This is a genomic window from Nocardia gipuzkoensis (genome assembly GCF_021183645.1).
Taxonomy (GTDB): domain Bacteria; phylum Actinomycetota; class Actinomycetes; order Mycobacteriales; family Mycobacteriaceae; genus Nocardia; species Nocardia abscessus.
The window spans coordinates 3172709-3194302 of the sequence record NZ_CP089225.1; the positions used below are offsets into that span (position 1 = coordinate 3172709).

The window sequence follows — 21594 nt, forward strand, 5'->3', positions numbered from 1 at the left end:
GCGCGGCTGGGCCGGTGGTGAGGGTGACCGGCCCGCCGAACTGAAACCCGTTCTAGACACTTCGCTTGTATTGTCTTACGGTCGATACATGGTGAACGCTGCGTATCAGCCAGCTCCGGTCTTCGAACTTCGCTCCGGGCCCACGTGGGCCTCTCCGTGGGAGATGTACGCGGCGCTGCGCGAGCACGATCCGGTGCAGCACGTCGTACCGCCCGCGCGCCCGGAAAACGACTATTGGGTGCTCACCCGGCACGAGCACGTCTACGCGGCGGCGCGCGACAGCGACACGTATTCCTCCCGCGACGGCCTGACGGTGGAATACGGCGAACTCGACGAACTCGGCCTGACCGACAACCCGCCACTGGTGATGCAGGACCCGCCGCAGCACAGCGACTTTCGCAAACTGGTCGCGCGCGGGTTCACGCCGCGCCAGGTCGGGGAGGTCGAGCCGGTGGTCCGCCGGTTCGTGCGCGACCGGCTGGACGACATCGCGGCCCACGGCGGCGGCGACATCGTCGAAGAGCTGTTCAAGCCGCTGCCGAGCATGGTGGTCGCGTACTACCTGGGGGTGCCCGCAGAGGACCGGGCGAGGTTCGACGGGTGGACCGACGCCGTCGTCGCGGGCAGCATCGATCGGACGAACACCAAAGCGCAGGCGGCGTCGGCGGAGATGATGGGGTACTTCGCGGAGCTGATCAAACGCAGGCGCACCGATCCCGGTGACGACACCGTGTCACTGCTCGTCCAGGCCGGAATGGCCGCCGACGACGCGGACGTGCGCGGCCTGGTCCAGATCCTCGCCTACACCTGGACCATGGTGGCGGGCGGCAACGACACCACTACGGGCCTGCTGGGCGGCGCGGTCCAACTGCTGCAACGGCATCCGGATCAGCGCGCCGCGCTCGCGGCGGAACCGGACCGGATTCGCGTCGCGGTGGAGGAGTTCGCCCGGCTGACCTCGCCGGTGCAGGGGCTGGCCCGCACGACGACGCGCGAGGTCGAACTGGCCGGGAAGACAGTGCCCGCGGGACGCAAGGTGTTGCTGGTGTTCGGGTCCGCCAACCGGGACGAGCAGGCGTTCGGCGCGGATGCCGCCGACCTCGACATCGACCGGAATCCGCAGCGCATCCTCACCTTCGGGCACGGCCCGCACCACTGCCTCGGCGCGGCCGCCGCGCGGATGCAAGCCCGGGTCGCGCTCGAGGAGTTGCTCGATCGGTTCCCTGAGTACGTGGTCGACATCGACGCGGTCGAGTATGCGAACGGTCCGTATGTCCGCAGGCCGACTACTGTGCCGTTCCGGTGCACGGCGTGACCGCGGAGTGCCTCGATCGTGCCGGAAGGGACACACAGTATGAGTGGCGATTGGCTCGCCGACGGCCGCGCCGAGCTGGCCGCTGAGCGCATCCTCGACGCGGTGCGCGCGCTGTTCATCGACAAGGGCGTCAGCGGTGTCGGCATGGCCGAAGTCGCCGACGCCGCAGGTTGTTCCAGGGCGACGCTGTACCGCTACTTCGAGAATCGCCAGGCGCTCTACGTGGGGTTCGCGGGCCGGGAGGCGCGTCAGCTGGTCGAGCGGGTCTGGCGCGACCGGGCGGTGCCCGCGAGCGCGGAGCCGGGGGAGCCGTTGCTCGGCACGTTGACCGCGTTGCTCGCCGAGGTGCGCAAAACGCCGCATCTGGCGGTGTGGTTCGAACCGTCCAACGCGGGTATCGTCGCCCAGCTGGCGAATTCGCCGGGCGTTGTCGACGCGCTCGCCACGGACTTCGTCGCCGGATTCCGCCCCGGGCTGTCCGCGCTCGCCGCCAAGCGCGTCGGTCAGTGGGTGGTGCGGGCGATGGTGTCGCTGCTGACGCTGCCCGGTGCGGGGGAAGACGACGAGCGAGCGATGCTGCGGAATTTCGTGCTGCCGTTCCTGCTCGACGAGCGCACCGTGATCGACTGATCTCGGCACGTCATCGACCGCGAGCAGCCTGACCGAGTCCGGTCGCATCCGCAGCCGAGCTCTGGCGTACCGTGCTCCCGACCAGGCGCGCCGAATCCCGGTCGCCGCACGCGCCGACGGCTCACGGACTCAGTTGCCGACGGTCACCGTCGCGTAGTCCGGCAGATCGTAGGTCTCGGTCTTGCTGAGCATCCGCATCATGACCGGACGCATCGCCTTCGACATCATCACCCTGCTCAGTGCGTGTCCGGCGCGAATGCCGAAGCGCGACTTGGGCGTCATGGCGCTCAGACCGCCCGGCTGCAACTGCTGGGCCTTCTGCACGAAGGGGCGCAGCACCTCTTCGTAGCGGGCCAGCCCCGCTCCGGGGTTGTCGGCGTGCGCGGCGAGCTCACCGGCCAGGACGTACGCGCCCACCAGCGCCATGGCGGTTCCCTGCCCCGTGAGCGGTGAGCCGCAGTATCCCGCGTCGCCGAGCAGGACCACCCGGCCCTGAACCCAGCTCCGCATGTCGATCCTGGCCAGCTCGTCGAAGTAGAAGTCCGGCGCCTCCGACACGGCCGCCGCGATGCGGGCCGACTCCCAGCCGCCGCCGGCCAGGCGCTCGCGGATGAACTGCTGCTGTGCCGCGACGTCCCGGCGCAGCGCCGGATCCGCCGCGGCGCGGATCACCACGAGCGCCTTGCAGGTACTGGGGTCGGCGTCGGGCCGCATGCCCAATCCCGTTGCTCCGACCAGCGAATGCATCGTGAACCAGTGCGGCTCCAGGTCTTGCGGCCGCGGCAGCGTGAAGAACGACATGTACCCGCCCAAGTACGTCGCGAACTCCTCCTCGGGGCCGAACACCATCCGGCGCGTGGCGGAGTGCAGGCCGTCCGCGCCGATCACGATGTCGAATCGCTCGGCGCCGCCGGAGGCGAATGTGACGTCGGCGCCCGCGTCGTCCGGCCGGATCTCGGTGATCCACTCCCCGTACCGGTAATCGCCCCCGCCTTCCGCGGCGAGCAGGTCGAGCAGCACCTGGTTGAGATCGCCACGGGTGATCTCGATTTCGGCGACCGCGCCCTTGCCGTCGAAGAGTTCGGCGGACATGCGGAGAATCTCCCGGCCCGCGTCGTCGACGTACTTCATGCCGCGCTCGTCGAGCTGGTATGCGCGGATGCCGGGCATCATGCCCATGCGCTCGGCCACTTCCCGGCTCGGTCCGCGCAGGTCGACGGCCTGCCCGCCCGGCCGTGGCGCCGCGGCGCGCTCCACCACGGTGGCCCGGATACCGGACCGGAGCAGTTGCAGCGCGACGGCATTGCCGCCGATGCCGCCGCCTGCGACGAGTACGCGGAGCTGACTGCTGACGGACTTGGCGCTCATGACTTGCCTCGACTCCCACTGGGTTGACCAAATGTCTCAGACATATGTCTAACACAAGCTGGCACAAGTGTCTAGCACAAATGTCTGAGTGTGGGGCCGAAGAATGGCCGTGGTGGCGAGGGACTCTCGCTACCACGGCCTATCGGCGGATTGCCGGAGCTAGGAACGATGTTGCAGGTACGTGCGCCAGCTCGCGTGGTGGGTGATGTCGGTAGCGGTGCTCGCGGCCTCGTGAGTGCAGCTGAAGCCGACGACGTCGCGGCCGTCGGCGAGTTCGATGCTGGTCAGGGCCATAGGAGGGGGCAGTTCGGCGAGAAAGCTGCCCAGTCCGGCCGTGGAGACGCGGAAGAGTTCGCCTTCGATTGGAGCGCCGCGGCCCGGTCCGTGCCGCACCAGTCCCGGCTTGGGCGGCGTGGTGTCCAGTGCGGTGAGGCGGTAGGCGTCGGTGGTTCGGATGCCGCCGAGAAAGCGGGCGCCGAGCTGCTCGAGCTGCCAGTGCAGCGGTTGTCCGCGCAGGTGGGCCCCGAAGACGGCCAGGTCGACACCACGATCGACCAGTAGTGGCGCACTGTCGAGTCCGAGCAGGCGGGCAGCGAGGTCGATCGCCACCTGATCGGCGAATGCCGGGGTGACCAGCATGACTCCGAACGGCGCGCCGTCGGCGGTCGATGCGCCGGGGACGGCGACCGCGGCCATGTCCAGCAGATTGCAGAAGTTGGTGTAGGTGCCCATCCGCCGGTTGATCGCGATCGGATCGGCTTGCACCGCGGCGATACTCGGGTGCTCGGTGGTTGTCGGCAACAGCAGTGCGTCGAAGCCGTGCAGCAATTCGGCCGCCGTCGCTTTCGCGCGGGCCAGCGTGTCGAGATCGGCGGCGAACGCCGGGCCGGTCTTCGCTCGCGCGGCGCCGATGATGGCGGCGACCGTGGGATCGGCGCTCGCGGGGGCGGTGTCCAGGAACGCGCCGACCGCGGCATAGCGTTCGGCGACAAGTGCGCCGTCGTAGAGCAGCAGCGCGGCGTCGAGCAGGGCGGAGATGTCGATCTCCTCGGTTTTCGCGCCCGCGTCGGCAACCCCGGCGACGGTGCGAGCGAAAGCTTCCCGATACGGCTCGCTGAGCGCGGCCAGATCTTCCGCGCGTGGCACGGCGACGCGCGGCGCGAGCGGGGCGGCCAGCCGGACGTCGGCGGGCCAGCTCCGGCTGCGCGGATCGCGCGGCTCCGGTCCCGCCATCACCGCGGCCGCGGTCACCGCCAGGTCGAGGTCGGCGGCGAAGACCGTCACGGTGTCGTAATCGGCGCAGGCGGGCACGGTCCCGTGTGCCGGGATCACACCGAGCGTGGCCTTGATGCCGACGATCCCGTGCAGCGCCGCGGGCACGCGACCGGACCCGGCGGTGTCGGTGCCGATGCCGATGTCGGCGACCCCGAGCGCGACCGCCGCGGCGGAACCGGAACTCGACCCGCCCGACACCAGCTCCGGGTCCAGCGCGTTGCGCACCGCCCCGTACGGGCTGCGCGTCCCGACCAGCCCGGTGGCGAACTGGTCCAGGTTCGTCTTGCCCAGCACCAGCGCGCCCGCCGCGGTCAATCGCTCGATCGCCGCCGCGGTCACCTCCGGCAGGTAGGCGAACTCCGGGCAGGCCGCGGTGGTCGGCAGGCCGGCCACATCGATGTTGTCCTTGACCGCCACCAGCAGTCCGGCCAGCGGCAAGGTCTCCCCGGCGGCGACCCGCTGCGCGAGCGCGGCCGCTTCGGCGGCGACCTCGGGTTCCGGTCGCAGCGTGATCCACACCTCCGGCCGATCGACCTCGGCGATCCGCCGATAGGCGGCCGCGACGCGTTCGACGGGGCCGGCGGTGTTGCCTAGGACGCCTGGGGGCATTCAGTCGACTCCGATCACGACTAGGGGAGTACCCGGCTCCACCTTGGCGCCGGGGGTGGTCAGGACCTTCAGCACGGTGCCGTCGGCTGGGCTGTGCACAGGTAATTCGAGTTTCATCGCCTCCAGGACGGCGACCGGCGCACCGGCTGTGACATGTTGGCCCGGTTCGACTTCCACCCGCCAGACGTTGCCGACCATCGGCGCGGTCACCACACCCGCGTCGGCGGGTAGTCCGGCCAGCGGGTCCTCGACCGGCGCGGCGACCGGCGCGACGGTGGTGCGTTCGAATTCGCCCGCCGCCCGCCACGCTTGCTTCTCCGCCTCGAACGCGGCGGCCTGCCTGGTCTCGAACTCGGCGATGGAGTCGGCCTCGGTGCGCAGCAGCCGCATATGGTCCGCGAGGGCGAAACTGCCCTCGCTCACCTCCGCGTCGAATCTGCCCGCTTCGGCCGCCGCACGGTATTCGAGCAACTGCTCGGCGCCGACCGGCTCCCAGACGATGCGATCGAAGAACCGGAACAGCCAGGGCGTGCCCGCTTCGAACGGCGCGGACTGCCGATAGCTGGACCAGATCGGCACCGTGCGGCCGATCAGCTGGTAACCACCGGGAGAAGCCATCCCGTAGACGCACAAGTACTTGCCGCCGATGCCGACGGCGTCGGACGGGGTCCACGTGCGCGCCGGGTTGTACTTGGTGGTGACCAGACGGTGTCGCGGATCGAGCGGAACCGCAAGCGGCGCACCCAGATACACGTCACCGAGGCCGAGGACCAGGTATTCGGCGTCGAACACGGTGGCGCGCACGTCCTCGACGCTGTCGAGCCCGTTGATGCGGCGAATGAACTCGATGTTCGACGGCAGCCACGGCGCGGTGTCGCGCACGCCGCTGCGATAGCGGTCGATCGCCTCGGCGATGGACGGGTCGTCGAACGACAGCGGCAGCCGGATGGTGCGGCTCGGCACCACCAGGTCGGTCGTGGCGGGCAGCTCGAGTTCGAGATCGGCCAACGTGCCGAGCAATCGATACTGTGGGAGCACCGCGGGATCGAAGTGGATGTGCAGGGATCGGACGCCGGGGGTCACGTCGAGAATGCCGGGCAACCGGGCGCCCGCGAGCGCCTCGGACAGTGCGTGCACCCGCATGCGCAGTCCGAGATCGAGCACCATCTCGCCGTATTCGACCAAGACGTTGTCGTCCCCGCCGCGCAGGTACCGCACACCCGGCCGGTCCTGCACCGCCTCGATACCGCCGAGGACGCCGCGATCACGCAGGGCCGTAGCGGAAGCGGGGACCAGATCCGGAACGCGGCTGCTGTCGGAGGCGCGCAACGCGGCCGCCTGCTCGTCATCGACCGGCACGAAGCGCACCGAGTCGCCGGGACGCAACTGGCCCATCCGCCAGCGATGCGCGGACACCACGGTGAGCGGGCAGGCGAAGCCGCCCAGGCTGGGGCCGTCCGGCCCGAGGAGGATGGGCGTGTCACCGGAGACGTTCAACGCGCCCACGCTGTAGGGGTTGTCGTGCAGGTTGGACGGGTGCAGCCCGGCGTCCCCGCCGTCGGACCGCGACCAGGCCGGTTTCGGCCCCTCCAGGCGGATGCCGGTGCGGTTGGCGTGGCTGGCGACCCGCCACGGGTGCGTGCAGAACTGGGTCATGTCGGCGTCGGTGAAGTACGCGGGCGCCGTCTGCGGACCTACCCCGACCGCGAGTTGCCAGTCGTGGGTGAATTCCGGCCGGTCACCCGGCGGCACCGTCGCGGGCGTGCCGAGGGCGTCGGCGGCGGCCGGGGCGATGCCGAGTACGTCACCGGTGGCGACGGCCTTTCCGGTCACCCCGCCGAATCCGCCGAGGGTGAAGGTGGCCGCGCTGCCGTGGTAGAGCGGGGCGTCGATACCACCGCGCACCGCCAGATAGGTGCGCAGTCCGGTGTCGGTGGGTGCGCCGATATCCAGCACCGCACCCGCGGCCACGGTGAGCGGCTCCCACATGGCCACCGGGTGGCCGTCCACCAGTACCGGGGTCGGCGCGCCGGTCACGCAGACGACGGTGGTGTCGGAGAAACGCAATTGCGGCCCCTGCAAGGTGCATTCGAGCGCGGGGACGCCGACCGGATTGCCGACCGCGGTGTTGGCCAGGGTGAAGGAGAGGTCGTCCATCGGGCCGGACGGCGGAATACCGACCTCCCACAGGCCGATCCGGCCCGGATAGTCCTGCACCGTGGTCATCGTGCCGCCGCGCAGCACATCTATGCGCCGCCCGACCGGGCGAATCTCGGCCAGCGTCGTGGTGGTGTGCTCGGTGGCCAGCACCCGGGCGTCACCCGCTGCTTGGCGCAATTGGGGCAGATTCGTCTGCACGCCGTAGATCCGCGTCGCGACGAGCGCGGTGCGCAATGCGGCGAACGTGTCCGTCCGGCTCTCGCCCGAACTGATCACCTTGGCCAGCAGCGGGTCGTAGTACGGACTGACCTCCGAGCCGGTGGCGATCCAGGTGTCGACCCGGACGTCGGCCGGGAAGTGCGCGGCCGTGACCAGACCCGCGCTCGGGCGGTAATCGTGGCCGGGATCTTCCGCGTAGACGCGCGCCTCCACCGCATGGCCGGTGATCGCCGGTCCGCTCTCGGGTAGTTCGTCCACCATCGAGCTGTCGCCGCCGGCCAGGCGCAACATCCATGCCACCAGGTCGACGCCGGTGACCGCTTCGGTGACCGGATGTTCGACCTGAAGGCGGGTGTTCATCTCCAGGAACGACGCGGTGCCGTCGTCGGTGTCGTACACGAACTCCACCGTCCCGGCCGAGCGGTACCCGACCGAGCGGGCGAGTTCGCGGGACGCGGCCAGCAGGTGTTCGGCCAACCCCGCGGTGAGTCCCGGCGCGGGCGCCTCCTCGATCACCTTCTGGTTGCGGCGTTGCAGCGAACAGTCCCTGGTGCCGAGGCTGACAACGCGGCCGTGGCCGTCGCCGAACAACTGCACCTCGACATGCCTGGCGCGTGCCACGAACCGTTCCAGGAAGACACCCGTCGAACCGAAGTTCGACGCCGCGATGCGCTGAACGCGCTGGTAGGCCGCGCGCACCTTGTCCGGGCCGAAGCAAGCCTGCATACCGATGCCGCCACCGCCGCCGACCGCCTTCAGCATCACGGGGAAGCCGATCCGCTCCGCCTCCGCCACCGCGTGATCAGCCGATTCGAGCAGATCGCTGCCCGGAATGAGCGGCACGCCGACCGCGCGTGCCGCCGCGCGGGCGGTGTGTTTGTCACCGAAGACGCGCAGCTGCTCGGGAGTCGGTCCTACGAACGCGATTCCCGCGTCCGACACCGCGGTGGCGAAATCCGCGTTCTCCGAGAGGAATCCGTAACCCGGATGGATCGCCCCGGCTCCGGTCTCCAACGCCGCCTCGACCACCAGGTCCGCGCGCAAATAGGACTCCGCCGCCGGGCCCGCACCCAGATGCACCGCCACATCGGCCATTTCGACATGGGCGGCGCCCACGTCGGCGTCGGAGTACACCCCGACCGTCTTCAATCCGAGCGTCTGCGCGGTACGCATAATGCGGCAGGCGATCTCGCCGCGGTTGGCGACCAGCACCGTATCGAATTCCAGCCCCACAACCACTCCTTGCTAATCCGTGGCCAGCGACATCGCCGTGATCGCGCGGGTGACTCGTTCGAGCACCACGTCCAGCGATTCACCGATGTGCGTGTGCAGCAGCCGGTAGGCCAGCGGGAGATCGTCCGCCAGCACGGCGTCCAGGATGCCGAGATGCTCGGCGATGGTGGTCTCGATCCGGTTGTTGACCATGAAGTCGTACATGCGCACATGGCGGATGCGGGAGTTCACCGCTTTGAGCGCCCGCACCATCTCGGTGTTGCCCGCCGCGGTGAGCAGTGTGACGTGGAATTCCTCGTCGCGCACCACGAAACCGGGTTCCTGTTCGGGCGGATCGGCGCGCAATTCCAGCCAGGCGGCGCGCTCGGCTTCCAGCAGTTCCCGGTCGTGCGTGACGGCCGGGTTGGTCATGGCGCGCTGGAGGCCGCCCATTTCCAGAGTGATTCGCAGCTCGTACAGGTCACGGATCAGAGGGATGCTCGGGCGCACCGGACTGAAGCCGTATTCTTCGCGTTGCAGCAGTCCGTCCGAGCACAGGACGGTCAGCGCTTCGCGAATCGGGGTGCGCGAGATGCCGAACCGCGCCGACAGTTTCGGCTCGGTCAGGCGTTCGCCGAACTTGATGTCCCCGTTCATGAGTTCGCTGCGCAGCGCCGCGTACACCACGTCGCGCAGCGGTTTGCCCGCCGCGTCCGCCAAGGTGGCAATCCGTGTCGACATGGCTGTATACGCTATTGACCTCGCATTTCGGTGGCGTGTCCGTAAGTTATCGCCGCGTTAGCGTCTGCTCACCGCGCCGGGCGCGGCGATGTGCCCGCACGTGGGGCGGATGACGCGGGGCGAAACGGAATCCGGCGCGGACCCGACAGAGTTGTCGAGTCGGTTGTCCCTCGGCGAATCACCAAGGAGATGGTATGAAGCGCAGCACGAAGTTCGCCGGAGCACTCGCCGCCGCGGTGGTGGCGCCGATCATCGCGGCCGGTAACGCACAGGCCGACCCGGGCACGGTGTACTTCTCGGTGGGCAGCACGAACTGCGCGATCTTCGGCGACGGCTCCGTCGGGTGTGATTTCGGCTCTCCCCTGCACCTGAGCTACTACGTCGGCGACACCTACGTGCCGGTGCCCATGACGGTGAACGAAATCGTGATCGACCAGCCTTGGCTGCCCGCGCATCCCACGTTCGACCCGGCTACGCCCTACACGCTGCCGGGCGGCAATCCCAGCATCTACGACGTGAAGACCGGCGCGGGGCAGTGGGGTCCGATCATCCAGCACGCGGGGGCCACCTGCCAGGTGGGCTTCCACGGCAGCTTCGGATGCCAGGCGTTGGGCCGGGGATTCACCACCTACGGCGGCACGATCGTCGCGTGACCGCCGGCGCGCCCGCTGAGTTCGGCGGGCACTGCCGGGGCTATTGCGGTGGCTTGCCCGTGCCGTCGAGCCTGATGACTTGCGCGTTCACCGTGCTCGCCGCGTCGCTCGCCAGATACGCGACCACCGCCGCGGGCTCGGCCGGGCTGATCGCGGCGAGGGCGACCTCGAGCTCCGCGTTGTCGGTCGTGCCCGCGCCATAACTGACCGTGTTGACAGTGATCCGCCGCGGCACGAAGTCCGGCGCCACGGCTTGGCCGAGCTGCTCGACCGCACCGCGCGTCGCGTCGTGCACCGCGCTGCCCGGATCGGCGGGATCGCAGACGTTGATGACCCGGCCTTCGTCGGCGAGGTGCGTAAGGGCCAGTTGGAGACCGTGGAACACGCCCTTCACCGGCGCCGCGAAACCGCTGTCGAACCCCTCCGAGCTGAGCTTGGGGAACGGCTCGGACTCCGGCACCGCCGCGGTGTTGACCAGCAGGTGCCATCCGCCGCATTCCTCCAGCAGCGCCTGCACCAGTTCCTCGTACTCGGTGCGGTCGGCGATGTCCGCCGCGAGCGCCAGCGCCTTGCCGCCTGCCTCGGTGATCTCCTTGACCACCTCCGCGGCGGGCTCCGGGAAGTGCGGATGCTGGATCACGACCTGAGCACCTTGCGCGGCAAGCGTTTTCGCGACCGACCTGCCGATTCCGGTGTAGGCCGCCGTCACCAGCGCGGTCTTCCCGGACAGCGGTTCGTCTGCGGGCACGCCATCGACGGGCTTGCTCATCTGCCGACCTTTCGTCGATTGCGGGAGTGGGGCTTCAGCGATGATATTCCCGCATTCGATCCGATTACCCGTTAAAGGGCAAGTGACCCACGTGTCGGAAGCGAGCGAGCGTTGTTCGCACCCGGCGAGTGCGGGCATCTGGTTTCTGTCCGGCCGACCAGAGTTGATCGATCAAATCGGGCGACGCGTCCTTCGCTTCGAAACCAGCACGGGCGGCGGGGATCCGGCGCGCGGTCGTCACCACGCGCCGAAGCCCCTCTTCCTACGCGTCGACGAACAGGTCGTTGGCCAGCGCGCCGTCACCCGGGACGACGCGGTATCGGTCCAGATCCGTCACACCGTTGGCGGTCAGCACGTCCTCGTCCAGCAGCAGTTGGCCGGTGTAGGTCGCGGCGGGGCTGGTCACCATGAGCAGGGCGGCGTCGGCGCAGATGTGCGCGGTGCGGGAGGCCGCGACGGCTTCCGCGCCGCCGAGCAGGTTGCGCACCGCCGCGGTGTCGATTTTGGTACGCGGCCACAGCGAGTTCACGGCGATCCCGTAGGGCCGGAACTCGTGCGCCAAACCGATGGTGGCGACACTGACGCCGTATTTGGAGACGGTGTAGGCGACACCGTTGCCCACCCACTCGGGATTCATATTGAGCGGTGGCGAGAGCGTGACGATATGCGGATTCCGTCCGGCTCGGGCCGAGGCACGCAGATGCGGGAGCGCCAGCTTCGACAGCAGGAACGGGGCGCGCAGGTTCACGGCTTGCATGTGGTCGTAGCGCTGCATACCGATCTGCTCGGCACCGGTCAGATCGACCGACCCGGCGTTGTTGACCAGGATGTCGATGCCGCCGAACCGCTCCACGACCTTTTCGACCGCCGCGGCCATCGCCTTGTCATCGCGGACATCCGCCACCAGCGGCAATACATCGCCGCCCGCCGCCTCGGCTCGCGCGGCAGCGGTATGGATAGTGCCCGGCAGTTTGGGATGCGGCTCCTGAGTACGGGCGATCATCGCGACGTTCGCCCCCTCCGCCGCGAACCTGATCGCAATCGCCAGGCCGATACCCCGGCTGGCTCCGGTGATCACCGCGGTCTTGCCGGCGAGCAGGCCCTCGACTGCCGCGTGGGTAGTGGATCCGTGCATAGCTGCTGCTGCCCTTCGCATTCGGGTCGATCGTGCTCCGAGGCTAACCGGCGTACGGGGCGAGCGGGAGCGGTTCGGCCGCCCCCGCCGAGTGCCACAAGTTCGCTGTCCCGAAACACAAAGAAGGCCCCCGACCGTGTAACGGTCAGGGGCCTTACCTTGTCGTCTCAACCACGAGTCGGGGTGACAGGATTTGAACCTGCGACCTCTTCGTCCCGAACGAAGCGCGCTACCAAGCTGCGCCACACCCCGTGAAGCGAACCTGGAGTAGCTTACAACAGGGTGGCTCGAGACGTTAAACCGGCAGGTCAGTCAGCCTTCGAGGGGGCGGATGCTGGTGAAGATGCGCTTGGCTGTCTCGGCGTCGAGTGCGTGCGGGACGCCGGTGTCGGCGGCGATCACCATCACGAAGGTCCCGTTGTCGTTGGGGAACGCGGCGGTGTAGACGGAGTACGCCTTCGCGCAACCGGGCTTGGCGTCGGCGACGGTGCCCTTGGTCTCCACGAACATGCCGTGCTGGGAGCCGTCCAGCGAGGCCAGCGGCATCGGCAGGCCGGGGTTGCTGCCGGAGGTCGCCTTGTAGGCGAGCGTGGCGGTCTTCGTGCCGAGTTCGGTTGCCGCCTTGCCCGGGTCCGAGGTGTTCGAGCCGGTGAGGAAGGCGACGGTCCGGGTCGAGCCGGGGCAGTAGCCCTTGCCCTCGCTGGCCAAGCCTTTACCCGCGACGGCGTTCGGCGGTTCGCCGAAGCCGCCGATGGTGCCTTGGGGGGCGATGGTCCAGTCGGCGGGCACGTCGTAGGCGGCGCCGCTGTCGGGCGCCTTGACGACCTGGAAGCCGGGGATGAGCGGGGTCTTGTCGGCTGACCCGCGCGCGGTCGTCGTCGGCGCGGGCTTGGTCGTCGCAGGGGCGGTCGAGTTCGCGGCGGCGGTGGTGGTGGTGAGCGCGCTCACCATCGACGGCGGGGTGTCCTGGGCCGAATCATCTGACTTCATTGTCGTCAAGGCGACTGCCCCGGCGACAAGACCTACCACCAGCAGTGCCACGAGCCCGGCCGACAGGACCAGCTTTCCTCTCGGACTGTTCTGCTGCGGTGGCGGCGCCGGGAACCCGCCCTGCGGGCCAAGCTGGTATCGACCGTCGGGAGCCGGGCCGTACTGCCCCGGCCCGCCGCCTGGTTGCCACTGCGAGATCTGCGCCGGTGGGCCGAAGCTGCCGGCGTTCGAATAGCCGAGCAGAGTGGGCGCCGAATCACTCGGTACGGGACTCTGCCCCCGTCGACCGAAGGGACCGTGCTGGTCGAGCGCGCCGAGCGGCTGTCCGAGCATGGTCGGGTCGTTGTGCCCGTGGACGCCGGGAACCGGCTCGGTCTGCGGCGGCCACTGTCCCGACGGTGGCTGCCCGAGGGATCGGGCCAGCATCGTCGGATCGTTCCGGCCGCCCTGGCCGGGTGGCGCGGGTTCCGGCTGCCGGCCGCCCGGCGCCGGGCCGAGCAAGGTCGGATCGGTCAATGCGGGCGTGTTCGCCGCCGAACCGGCGTCCGGCATCCAGGACGTGGCGGGATCGCTCTGCCCGCCCGGTTGCCATTGGAGCGTCGGCGCGGGCTCTTCGTTCGGCGGCCATTGCGTGGCGGGGTCGGGCTGCCACGGATAGGGCGATGCGCCCCCGTCACCGGTGCCCGGCAACTGCGACGTGGGCGCGGGCTCGTTCGAGTTCAGCGGCCGCCAGCCCGAAGCGTGGCCGGAGAACTGATCTTCCGCGCCGCGCTGCCAAGGGGTGACCGCGGGGCGTCCGCCTTCATCGACCCCGGATGGCTGCCATGGTGACGACTGTCGCGGGGCTTCCGGCTGTGCCCCGGCGTTCAGCCGGCTAGCGCCCTCGGCGTCGTCACCGGACGCGGCAGAGGCGAAACGCGGTGCGCCGAAAGGTTGTTGTCGAGGAGTCGGCGGCCCGGCGGGCCGTCCCGGAGTCGTCGGGTCGTCGCGCCGGTCGTCGAATCCATTCACAGTTGTCCCCTACCTGACACATGTCTCGGCAGGGGACCTTAGCGGGCGACGGCCTCCGATGCCGACACACCATGGCCCGTGTCGGCTCCCGGCCGCTTCGGCGTCGCGGCCACCAGGGTCAACAAAGTCGCCTCCGGACGGCAGCAGAATCGGTACGGCGCCCACGGGGAGGTGCCGATGCCCGCGGAGACGTGCAGCTGGGTGTGCTCACCCCACTTCGACGCACCCTTCACCCGGGACCGGTCGATCCCGCAGTTGGTGACCAGGGCGCCATAGCCGGGCAGGCACAACTGGCCGCCGTGGGTGTGCCCGGCCAGCACCAGGTCGTAGCCGTCCTCGGCGAAGCGGTCCAGCACCCGGGGCTCGGGCGAGTGGGTGAGGCCGATCCGCAGGTCCGCCAGCGGATTCGGCGCGCCCGCGATGGTGTCATAGCGGTCGCGCTGCAGGTGCGGATCGTCGACGCCGGCGGTGGCGATGCGGATACCGGCCACCTCGAGGTCGCGGCGCACGTGCGTCAGGTCGAGCCAGCCGCGCTCGTTGAAGGCCGCGCGCAGGTCCTTCCACGGCAGCGGCGCGCCATAGGTGCGGCGATGGTCCTTCTTGAAGTACTTCAGCGGGTTCTTCGCCACCGGCGCGAAATAGTCGTTGCTGCCGAAAACGAAAAGGCCCGGGCGGGAGAGCAATCCGCCGAGGGCCTGGACCACCGCGGGCACCGACTTCTGATGCGAGAGGTTGTCGCCGGTGTTGATCACCAAGTCCGGCTCCAGCCGGTCCAGCTCCCGTAGCCACTGCTGTTTGAGCTTCTGGCCGGGCGTCATGTGCAGGTCACTCAGGTGCAGCACCCGCAGCGACGACGACCCCGGCGCCAGGACAGGCATGGTCGCCTCCCGCAGGACGAAGGCGTTGCGTTCGACCAGCGAGGCGTAGCCGATTCCGGCCACCGCGGCCCCGGCGGCTCCCAGCGCGGTCGTGCGTACAGCAGAGGTCGAGATCACGGGCATTTGCCCAGCATAGGTGACCTCGCTCAGGAGCGCCGAGTGTGTTTCCGCACAAGCGCCCCTTTATCGGGCGGGAAACGGGCGACGCGGCAAATGTAGTGGGACCGGCGCGCCGCAGCGGCTACCGTGATCGGCATGTCGGAACTCAAATCGCAGCTGCGGGCGGACCTGACCGCCGCGATGAAAGCCAAGGACACGCTGCGCCTTTCCACGTTGCGGATGCTGCTGTCGGCGATCCAGAACGCCGAGGTCGCCGGTTCGGCGGCCCGTGAGCTCACCGACGCCGAGGTCGTCTCCGTACTGCAGAAGGAATCGAAGAAGCGCAACGAATCAGCCGAGGTGTACACGCAGGCCGGGCGCGGCGAACTGGCCGCGAACGAGCACGCCGAGGCGCGCATCATCGATGAGTATCTGCCGAGCCAGCTGACCGACGCCGAGGTCGCCGATCTCGCCGACACCGCCATCGCGCAGGTCGCCGAGGAGATCGGGGAGCGTCCCGGCATGCGCCAGATGGGCCAGGTCATGAAGATCGCCACCGGCCTCGCCGCGGGCAAGGCCGACGGCTCGCGGATATCGGCCGCGGTGAAGGCGCGGCTGTAGGGCAGCGACACGAAAGGGGCCGCGAACCGTGTGGTTCGCGGCCCCTTTCTGCTGCTCAGCGCGGGATCGGGATCGGAATCGGGATCGGTGGCAGCCGCGGCGGTAGCGGCAGCCCCGGAATGCCCGGCGCCGGTGGGGGCGGCCCCGGCGGCGGCGCGGCCCGGACCGTGCCGTCGCTGATGTACAGCGTGATCACCGAACCGGGGATCGCCGAGCCGTTCGGCGCGGTGCCCATCACGGTGCCCTTGGGCCGATCGCCCGCCCCGGTCACCGGCGAGACCTGGAAGCCCGCCGCCACCAGCTTGGCGGTCGCCTCGCCCTGGGTCATGCCGACGACGTCGGGTACCTGGGCGTTGTTCGCGCCGCGCACGTATTTGTCGTCCAGCGGCGGCAGCGCGGGCGGCGGGAACAGCGGTATCACCGGTTTGATCGCGTTGAACCAGGTGCGTGCCGGTTCGTTACCGCCGAACAGGTTGCCGTCACCGCAGTTGCGCAGCGGGAACGAGCAGATCTCCCCGGGAGTGGGGCTGTCGCCGTAGACGTAGACCGAGGAGGCGAGCGAGTTGGTGAACCCGAGGAAGGCCGAGGAGCGGTGGCTCTCGGTGGTACCGGTCTTGCCCGCCATCGGAAGGTTCCAGCCCACCGACTGGGCCGCGGCCGCCGCCGTACCCGAGGTGTCGTCCTTGCTCATCGCGTTGGCGAGGGTGTTCGCCAGACCGGGTTCGACGACCTGCTCGCAGGCCTGCTGGGTCAGCGGTACCTGCTTGCCTTGGCGGTCGATGACCTCCTTGATCGGGTTCGGCGGGCACCACCGGCCGCCCGAACCCAGCGTCGCGGCGACGTTGGACAACTCCAGCGGGTTGATCGCGACGGGGCCGAGGGTGAACGAGCCGAGGTTCTGGTCCTTGATCATGTCGGCCAGGCTCTGGTTGCCGTGGCCCGAGGAGCCCGCTTCGGTGAACGAGCGCATGCCGAGCCGGACCGCCATGTCGACGGTCGGGGTGACCCCGACGGCCTGGATCAGCTTGACGAACGCGGTGTTCGGCGACGTGGCCAGCGCCTCGGTGACCGACATGGGCGACTTGTACCGGCCCGCGTTCTCGACGCAGTAGGTGGCGGGCGGGCATCCGCGCGCACCACCGTTACCCATGCCCTTGGCCTCGAACCGGCCGGGCACCTCCAGCTGGGCGTCGATGCCGAGTCCCTTTTCCATGGCCGCGGCGGTCGTGAACACCTTGAAGATCGAGCCCGCGCCGTCACCGACCATCGAGTACGGCTGCGGCTGTACGGTCTCGCTCGCGTCCCGGTTGAGGCCGTAGGTGCGACTGCTGGCCATCGCGAGTACCGGATGCGAGTCCTGCCCCGGCGCGACCACCGACATGACCTCGGCGATGTTGTCCAGATTGGGGTTCGCCGCATCGGTCACCGCCCGCTTCACCGAGTCCTGCACGGCCGGGTCGAGGGTGGTCCTGATCAGATAGCCGCCCTTTTCGATCTGCTCGCGGCTGATGCCCGAATTGGCCAGATACTGCAGCGCGTAGTCGCAGAAGAAGCCGCGGTCGTTGGCCGCGATGCAACCGCGCGGCAGGCCCTTGGGCTCCGGCAGCACGCCCAGCGGCTTGGTCTTGGCCTCGCGGAACTCCTCGGCGCGGCTGGGAATGTTCTGGATCATCGTGTCCAGCACCGTGTTGCGCCGGGCCAGCACGCCGTCCGGGTTGGTGTAGGGGTTCAGCTTGGACGAACTCTGCACCATGCCCGCCAGCATCGCGGCCTGCGACACGTTCAGTTCGGCCGCGTCGACGCCGAAGTAGGTCTTCGCGGCGTCCTGGATGCCGTAGGAGGAGTTTCCGAACGGGACGAGGTTGAGGTATCTGGTGAGGATCTCGTCCTTGGTCAGCTCACGGTCCAGCGTGAGCGCCATCCGGATCTCACGGATCTTGCGGGCCGGAGTGGTCTCGATGGCGGCGCGGCGTTCGGCGTCGGTCTTGGCGACCACCAGCAGCTGGAAATTCTTCACGTACTGCTGATCCAGCGTCGACGCGCCCTGCTGCACCTCGCCGCTGGTGGTGTTGGTGAGGAATGCGCGCAGCGTGCCCTGCCAGTCGACGCCCTCGTGCTCGGCGAAGCGGCGGTCCTCGATGGACACGATCGCCAGTTTCATGTCGTTGGAGATCCGGTCGCTGGGGACCTCGAATCGGCGCTGCTCGTACAGCCAGGCGATCGGATTGCCCGCCGCGTCGACCATGGTCGAGACCGCGGGCACCGTTCCCTCGACCAGCTCCGCGGAGACGTTGTCCACGGCGTCGGCGGCGCGGTTGGAGACGAACCCGAAGCCGCCGGCGAGCGGGAACAACAACCCGGCGACGAGCACGGAGGCCAGCACGCAGCTGCCGGCCAGGCGCGCGAGCGTATGTGTGATCGGCACCAATCAAGACTACGGGTTGCCATTCCGGCGTTCTTGGCGGCATTTGTCCGAAGCCCGGAACTGGTTGTTCGCGAACCGGAATGGGCGTGTCGCGCGATCGCACCCGGCGTGTCGCGCAAGGGCCCGCACGCAATCTGCCTGCCCGTCCTGTGTGCGCCCGGCTTTGCAGGGACGGACGTACCAAAAAATCTCGAGGTGGTCTTGCGCAAGCGCCATACCTTTACCTAGATTGAGAACCCAGTGTGATAGAGCTAACACTCAAAGTGGAATGTGGTGCACTTCGCAGCGGGGTTTGGGTGCTGCGCGGTGACAACGCGATTCTGGAGCGCCGTTGACCCGGTGTTCGGACTGCAAAGGGGCACACCAAATGCACATGACAACCCCCATCGCTCGATTGGACGTGGAGCAGGCCGAAGCAAGGATCGCCTGGGTAGCCCAGGCCCGATGCAAGGAAGTGGATCCCGATCAGTTGTTCGTCCGCGGCGCGGCGCAGCGCAAAGCGGCGACGATCTGCAGGCACTGTCCGGTGCTCATGCAGTGTGGTGCCGACGCCCTGGACAACCGCGTCGAGTTCGGTGTGTGGGGCGGCATGACGGAGCGGCAGCGCCGCGCCCTGTTGAAGCAGCATCCGGAAGTGACCTCGTGGGCCGATTTCTTCCAGGCCCAGCGCCAGCACCAAGTGGCGATGTAGTCCAGCTCAAACCGAAACGGAGCCCGCGCGAGCGGGCTCAGTTTCGTTTCAGGACCGATATTTTCTTCGAAGCAATAGCGGATACGCCTAAGTATCAGCGGTCGCGCGGGCCGTGCTGGTGAGCTGATCGCCGACCACCCGCAGCGCGTCGAGATCGGACACCTCGAACGGGAGCGAGGTGACCGAGACGATCGGCACGCGCGGGTGCGCGCCCGTGAAGCGGTGCAGCAGATGCTGCTCGCGCTTGTCGGTGGCGACCCGGCGAGCGTGCACTCGCAACACCGCCGCGGTGAGCGGATCGGATTCGGCCACCTGGTCGGCGGCGGTGATCGCGTGATCGGCCGACAGCGAGCTGAGCACCGGATGCGTGCGGTTGAGCACCAGTCCCGCCAGCGGCATGCGCTCGGTGGAGAGGCGGTCGACGAAGAACGAGGCCTCCCGCAGCGCGTCCGGTTCCGGCGCCGCCACCACGAGGAAATGCGTGCCCGGCTTCGACAGCATCGCGAAGGTCCGCTCGGCCCGCTCCTGGAAGCCGCCGAACAGCGATTCCAGAGACTGCAGGAAGTTCGACGCGTCCTTGAGCATCTGCCCGCCCACGACGGTGGACACGCCACGCACGGCCAGGCTCATCGCGCCGGTCACCAATCGGGTCACGCCGCGGCCGGGAGCCATGATCACGCGGATCATCCGGCCGTTGAGGAAGTTGCCCAGCCGCTTGGGAGCGTCCAGAAAGTCGAGCGCGTTGCGCGAAGGCGGCGTGTCGACCACGATCAGGTCCCATTCGCCCCGGTGAGCCAGCTGGCCCAGCTTCTCCATCGCCATGTACTCCTGTGTGCCGCCGAAGGAGGAGGCGACCGTCTGATAGAAGGGATTGGCGAAGATCTGGTCGGCTTTCTCCCCGCTGGTGTGCTCGAGCACCATGTCGTCGAACGTGCGACGCATGTTGAGCATCATCGCGTACAACTCGCCCTTGACCTCCGGACCCAGCGCCACCCGCTGCGGGTTGTTACCGAGGTCGGCGACGCCCAGTGACTGGGCCAGCCTGCGCGCGGGGTCGATGGTGAGCACCACGACCTTGCGTCCCGCCTCGGCGGCGCGCAGCGCGATAGCGGCGGCGGTGGTGGTCTTGCCGACGCCACCGGAGCCGCAGCAGACCACCACGCGGGCGGAGGGGTCGGCGATGATCCGCGAGACATCCAGCGGGGCAGCCGTGGGGTGGGTCGGCGTGCTCATCGGACTCCCTGTGCGGTGAGGTGTTCGGCTAGTTCGTACAGCCCGCCCAGATCCATCCCATCGGGCAGGGCGGGCAGGTAGAGCCGGGAGATGTCGACCTTGGCCAGCTCCTCGGCGCTGTCGTCCTGTGCTTGTAGCGTGGCGGAGTGCTCGATCGTTTCGGTGAGCAGGCCCTGGAAGTCGCTGTCGGAGAGGGTGATCCCGGCGGAGGTGAGGCCGGCGCGAACGGCATCGGCGTCCAGATCGCCCCGGGCGGCCCTGGCGCGCAGCTCGGGCGGGAGCTGGCCTTCGGTCGCGCGGTTCACGATGACGGTGCCGATGCGCAGGTCGGCGGCGGTGAGTTCGGCGATCGCGTCGGCCGTTTCCTGGACCGGCAGCGCCTCCAGCAGCGTGACCAGATGGATCATGGTCTGGTCGGAGTGCAGCAACTGCGAGACGCCCTCGGACTGCGAGGCGATCGGCCCGCCCTTGGCCACCTCGGCCATGGCCTTGGTGACGTCGAGGAAACCGGCGATCCGGCCGGTGGGCGGGGCGTCGACCACGATTTCGTCGTAGACCCGCTTGCCGGACTTGTCCACGCGAACCGCGCACTCCTTGATCTTGCCGGTCAGGATGACGTCGCGCAGACCGGGCGCGATCGTGGTGACGAACTCGATGGCGCCCATCCGGCGCATCGCCCGTCCCGCGAAGCCGAGGTTGTAGAACATGTCGAGGTATTCGAGGAAGGCGTGCTCGATGTCCAGCGCCAGCGCGACGACTTCGCCGCCGCCGTCGGCGGTGGCGATCCGTGTCTCGGTCGGCGGCAGCGGCGGCAGATCGAACAGCTGCGCGATCGATTGCCTGCTCTCCACCTCGACCAACAACACCCGCCGTCCGCCCGCGGCGAGCGCCAGCGCCAGCGCGGCGGCCACCGTCGACTTGCCCGTGCCCCCCTTACCGGAGACGTAGTGCAAGCGGGCCTGCTCAGCGCGCTTCGGCCACCCTGTGTCCAGTCCCGGCTCCGCCGAAAGCGGCACTGCTGTTGGTACTCCCACGCTCGCGAGCCTATAACTGGTCCGCCACTACGAGTCACCGGCCGTACCAGACGGGCGAATGAACGCCTGGTCACAGGCCATACTGGGATGCCGCCCACACCCGGCGAGTTGCCGATGCTCGTACGAAATCCGCCGTGCGCCGTCCGGACCATCCGCGCCGCGGCACAGGCATCGGTCGCCCCCAACGGCCCCTGCCAGACCGCCCGCGTCTTCCACGCACCCCATCGGCCCAACCAAGGGTTCGAGCGAAGCGAGACGGCGCACTGCATGCTCGCTTCCGGGCGGCCGCCGAGGTCACCAGCCACCTCGCCCGCCGTGCGGCTGAAGAACCGAACTCCGAGTGGTGGGGCCTAGCACCTGTCGCAACCACATCGGCCCATCCAGGGGTTTCGAGCGACGGAGCGCTGCCCGTGTGGCCTCGTTCGCGTCCGAGCGGTCGTCACGCCAGCGCGGAGGTCGCCAGGAGACATCTCCTGCCGTGCGGCTGAAGAACCGAACTCCGAGTGGTGGGGCCTAGCACCTGTCG

Annotated in this window: 16 protein-coding genes and 1 tRNA gene; 5 read left to right on the forward strand and 12 right to left on the reverse strand. The window is 69.0% G+C overall.

All coding sequences use genetic code 11. The annotated features are described in order from the left end of the window. The first annotated feature begins 88 nt into the window (after positions 1 to 88). Positions 89 to 1315, forward strand: coding sequence for a cytochrome P450 (locus tag LTT66_RS14360; protein WP_233067595.1), 1227 nt, complete (start codon positions 89 to 91; stop codon positions 1313 to 1315). Between the two features lie 39 nt (positions 1316 to 1354). Beyond that, positions 1355 to 1945 carry a TetR/AcrR family transcriptional regulator gene (locus LTT66_RS14365; RefSeq protein WP_233067597.1) on the forward strand — a complete coding sequence of 197 codons (591 nt, stop codon included), beginning with the start codon at positions 1355 to 1357 and terminating at the stop codon, positions 1943 to 1945. Positions 1946 to 2074: 129 nt separating this feature from the next. Here LTT66_RS14365 and LTT66_RS14370 read toward each other — a convergent pair whose 3' ends face one another. The 4 genes from LTT66_RS14370 to LTT66_RS14385 all read right to left on the reverse strand — a co-directional run bounded on the left by LTT66_RS14370 (position 2075) and on the right by LTT66_RS14385 (position 9529). After that, entirely contained in the window at positions 2075 to 3313 is a 1239-nt protein-coding gene (locus LTT66_RS14370; RefSeq protein ID WP_233067600.1) for an FAD-dependent monooxygenase, read from the reverse strand. 159 nt (positions 3314 to 3472) lie between these two features. Next, on the reverse strand, positions 3473 to 5197 hold the full coding sequence (gene atzF, locus LTT66_RS14375) for an allophanate hydrolase (protein ID WP_233067602.1): 1725 nt from the start codon (positions 5195 to 5197) through the stop codon (positions 3473 to 3475). Continuing rightward, positions 5198 to 8749 carry an urea carboxylase gene (uca, locus tag LTT66_RS14380; RefSeq protein WP_233069246.1) on the reverse strand — a complete coding sequence of 1184 codons (3552 nt, stop codon included), beginning with the start codon at positions 8747 to 8749 and terminating at the stop codon, positions 5198 to 5200. It abuts the gene before it with no gap. Positions 8750 to 8821: 72 nt separating this feature from the next. Then, positions 8822 to 9529 carry a GntR family transcriptional regulator gene (locus LTT66_RS14385; protein ID WP_043685590.1) on the reverse strand — a complete coding sequence of 236 codons (708 nt, stop codon included), beginning with the start codon at positions 9527 to 9529 and terminating at the stop codon, positions 8822 to 8824. A 194-nt stretch (positions 9530 to 9723) separates the two neighbouring features. Here LTT66_RS14385 and LTT66_RS14390 point away from each other — a divergent pair, with 194 nt between their 5' ends. Beyond that, positions 9724 to 10182: a hypothetical protein gene (locus LTT66_RS14390; protein WP_233067604.1), complete on the forward strand. Its 459-nt coding sequence runs from the start codon at positions 9724 to 9726 to the stop codon at positions 10180 to 10182. A gap of 40 nt (positions 10183 to 10222) precedes the next feature. On the opposite strand, the gene LTT66_RS14395 is transcribed toward LTT66_RS14390, so the two are convergent. From LTT66_RS14395 to LTT66_RS14415, 5 genes are all read right to left on the reverse strand, one after another. Continuing rightward, entirely contained in the window at positions 10223 to 10951 is a 729-nt protein-coding gene (locus LTT66_RS14395) for an SDR family NAD(P)-dependent oxidoreductase (RefSeq protein ID WP_233067606.1), read from the reverse strand. 262 nt (positions 10952 to 11213) lie between these two features. After that, a complete protein-coding gene (locus LTT66_RS14400) occupies positions 11214 to 12086 on the reverse strand; it encodes an SDR family oxidoreductase (protein WP_233067608.1) in 873 nt (290 codons plus the stop codon). 178 nt (positions 12087 to 12264) lie between these two features. Next, a tRNA-Pro gene (locus LTT66_RS14405) sits at positions 12265 to 12338 on the reverse strand. A 60-nt stretch (positions 12339 to 12398) separates the two neighbouring features. Continuing rightward, positions 12399 to 14087, reverse strand: coding sequence for a hypothetical protein (locus tag LTT66_RS14410; protein ID WP_233067610.1), 1689 nt, complete (start codon positions 14085 to 14087; stop codon positions 12399 to 12401). 38 nt (positions 14088 to 14125) lie between these two features. Next, entirely contained in the window at positions 14126 to 15088 is a 963-nt protein-coding gene (locus LTT66_RS14415) for a metallophosphoesterase (RefSeq protein ID WP_233067612.1), read from the reverse strand. A 132-nt stretch (positions 15089 to 15220) separates the two neighbouring features. Here LTT66_RS14415 and LTT66_RS14420 point away from each other — a divergent pair, with 132 nt between their 5' ends. After that, a complete protein-coding gene (locus LTT66_RS14420; RefSeq protein ID WP_181721128.1) occupies positions 15221 to 15685 on the forward strand; it encodes a GatB/YqeY domain-containing protein in 465 nt (154 codons plus the stop codon). A 55-nt stretch (positions 15686 to 15740) separates the two neighbouring features. Here the strand turns inward: LTT66_RS14420 and LTT66_RS14425 are convergent, their stop codons facing one another. Then, the gene (locus tag LTT66_RS14425) at positions 15741 to 18110 is read right to left on the reverse strand and encodes a penicillin-binding protein (protein WP_233067614.1); all 2370 of its coding nucleotides are present in this window, start codon (positions 18108 to 18110) and stop codon (positions 15741 to 15743) included. Positions 18111 to 18477: 367 nt separating this feature from the next. On the opposite strand from LTT66_RS14425, the gene LTT66_RS14430 reads away from it, so the two are divergent. After that, complete coding sequence (locus LTT66_RS14430; RefSeq protein WP_014981178.1) at positions 18478 to 18801, forward strand: WhiB family transcriptional regulator; 324 nt, start codon at positions 18478 to 18480, stop codon at positions 18799 to 18801. Positions 18802 to 18888: 87 nt separating this feature from the next. Here LTT66_RS14430 and LTT66_RS14435 read toward each other — a convergent pair whose 3' ends face one another. Next, on the reverse strand, positions 18889 to 20034 hold the full coding sequence (locus LTT66_RS14435; RefSeq protein ID WP_233067616.1) for an ArsA family ATPase: 1146 nt from the start codon (positions 20032 to 20034) through the stop codon (positions 18889 to 18891). Next, positions 20031 to 21050 (reverse strand): ArsA-related P-loop ATPase, encoded by a 1020-nt coding sequence (locus tag LTT66_RS14440; protein WP_195104200.1) that lies wholly within the window; start codon positions 21048 to 21050, stop codon positions 20031 to 20033. Before LTT66_RS14440 ends, LTT66_RS14435 begins: the two co-directional genes overlap by 4 nt. Positions 21051 to 21594: the final 544 nt, after the last annotated feature.

Coding starts and splice junctions, on each gene's coding strand:
- uca (WP_233069246.1), bottom strand. CDS start 8,749: ATGCGTACCGCGCAGACGCTCGGATTGAAGACGGTCGGGGTGTACTCC.
- LTT66_RS14385 (WP_043685590.1), bottom strand. CDS start 9,529: ATGTCGACACGGATTGCCACCTTGGCGGACGCGGCGGGCAAACCGCTG.
- LTT66_RS14420 (WP_181721128.1), top strand. CDS start 15,221: ATGTCGGAACTCAAATCGCAGCTGCGGGCGGACCTGACCGCCGCGATG.
- LTT66_RS14415 (WP_233067612.1), bottom strand. CDS start 15,088: ATGCCCGTGATCTCGACCTCTGCTGTACGCACGACCGCGCTGGGAGCC.
- LTT66_RS14430 (WP_014981178.1), top strand. CDS start 18,478: ATGCACATGACAACCCCCATCGCTCGATTGGACGTGGAGCAGGCCGAA.
- LTT66_RS14360 (WP_233067595.1), top strand. CDS start 89: ATGGTGAACGCTGCGTATCAGCCAGCTCCGGTCTTCGAACTTCGCTCC.
- LTT66_RS14365 (WP_233067597.1), top strand. CDS start 1,355: ATGAGTGGCGATTGGCTCGCCGACGGCCGCGCCGAGCTGGCCGCTGAG.
- LTT66_RS14395 (WP_233067606.1), bottom strand. CDS start 10,951: ATGAGCAAGCCCGTCGATGGCGTGCCCGCAGACGAACCGCTGTCCGGG.
- LTT66_RS14390 (WP_233067604.1), top strand. CDS start 9,724: ATGAAGCGCAGCACGAAGTTCGCCGGAGCACTCGCCGCCGCGGTGGTG.
- LTT66_RS14435 (WP_233067616.1), bottom strand. CDS start 20,034: ATGAGCACGCCGACCCACCCCACGGCTGCCCCGCTGGATGTCTCGCGG.
- LTT66_RS14400 (WP_233067608.1), bottom strand. CDS start 12,086: ATGCACGGATCCACTACCCACGCGGCAGTCGAGGGCCTGCTCGCCGGC.
- atzF (WP_233067602.1), bottom strand. CDS start 5,197: ATGCCCCCAGGCGTCCTAGGCAACACCGCCGGCCCCGTCGAACGCGTC.
- LTT66_RS14370 (WP_233067600.1), bottom strand. CDS start 3,313: ATGAGCGCCAAGTCCGTCAGCAGTCAGCTCCGCGTACTCGTCGCAGGC.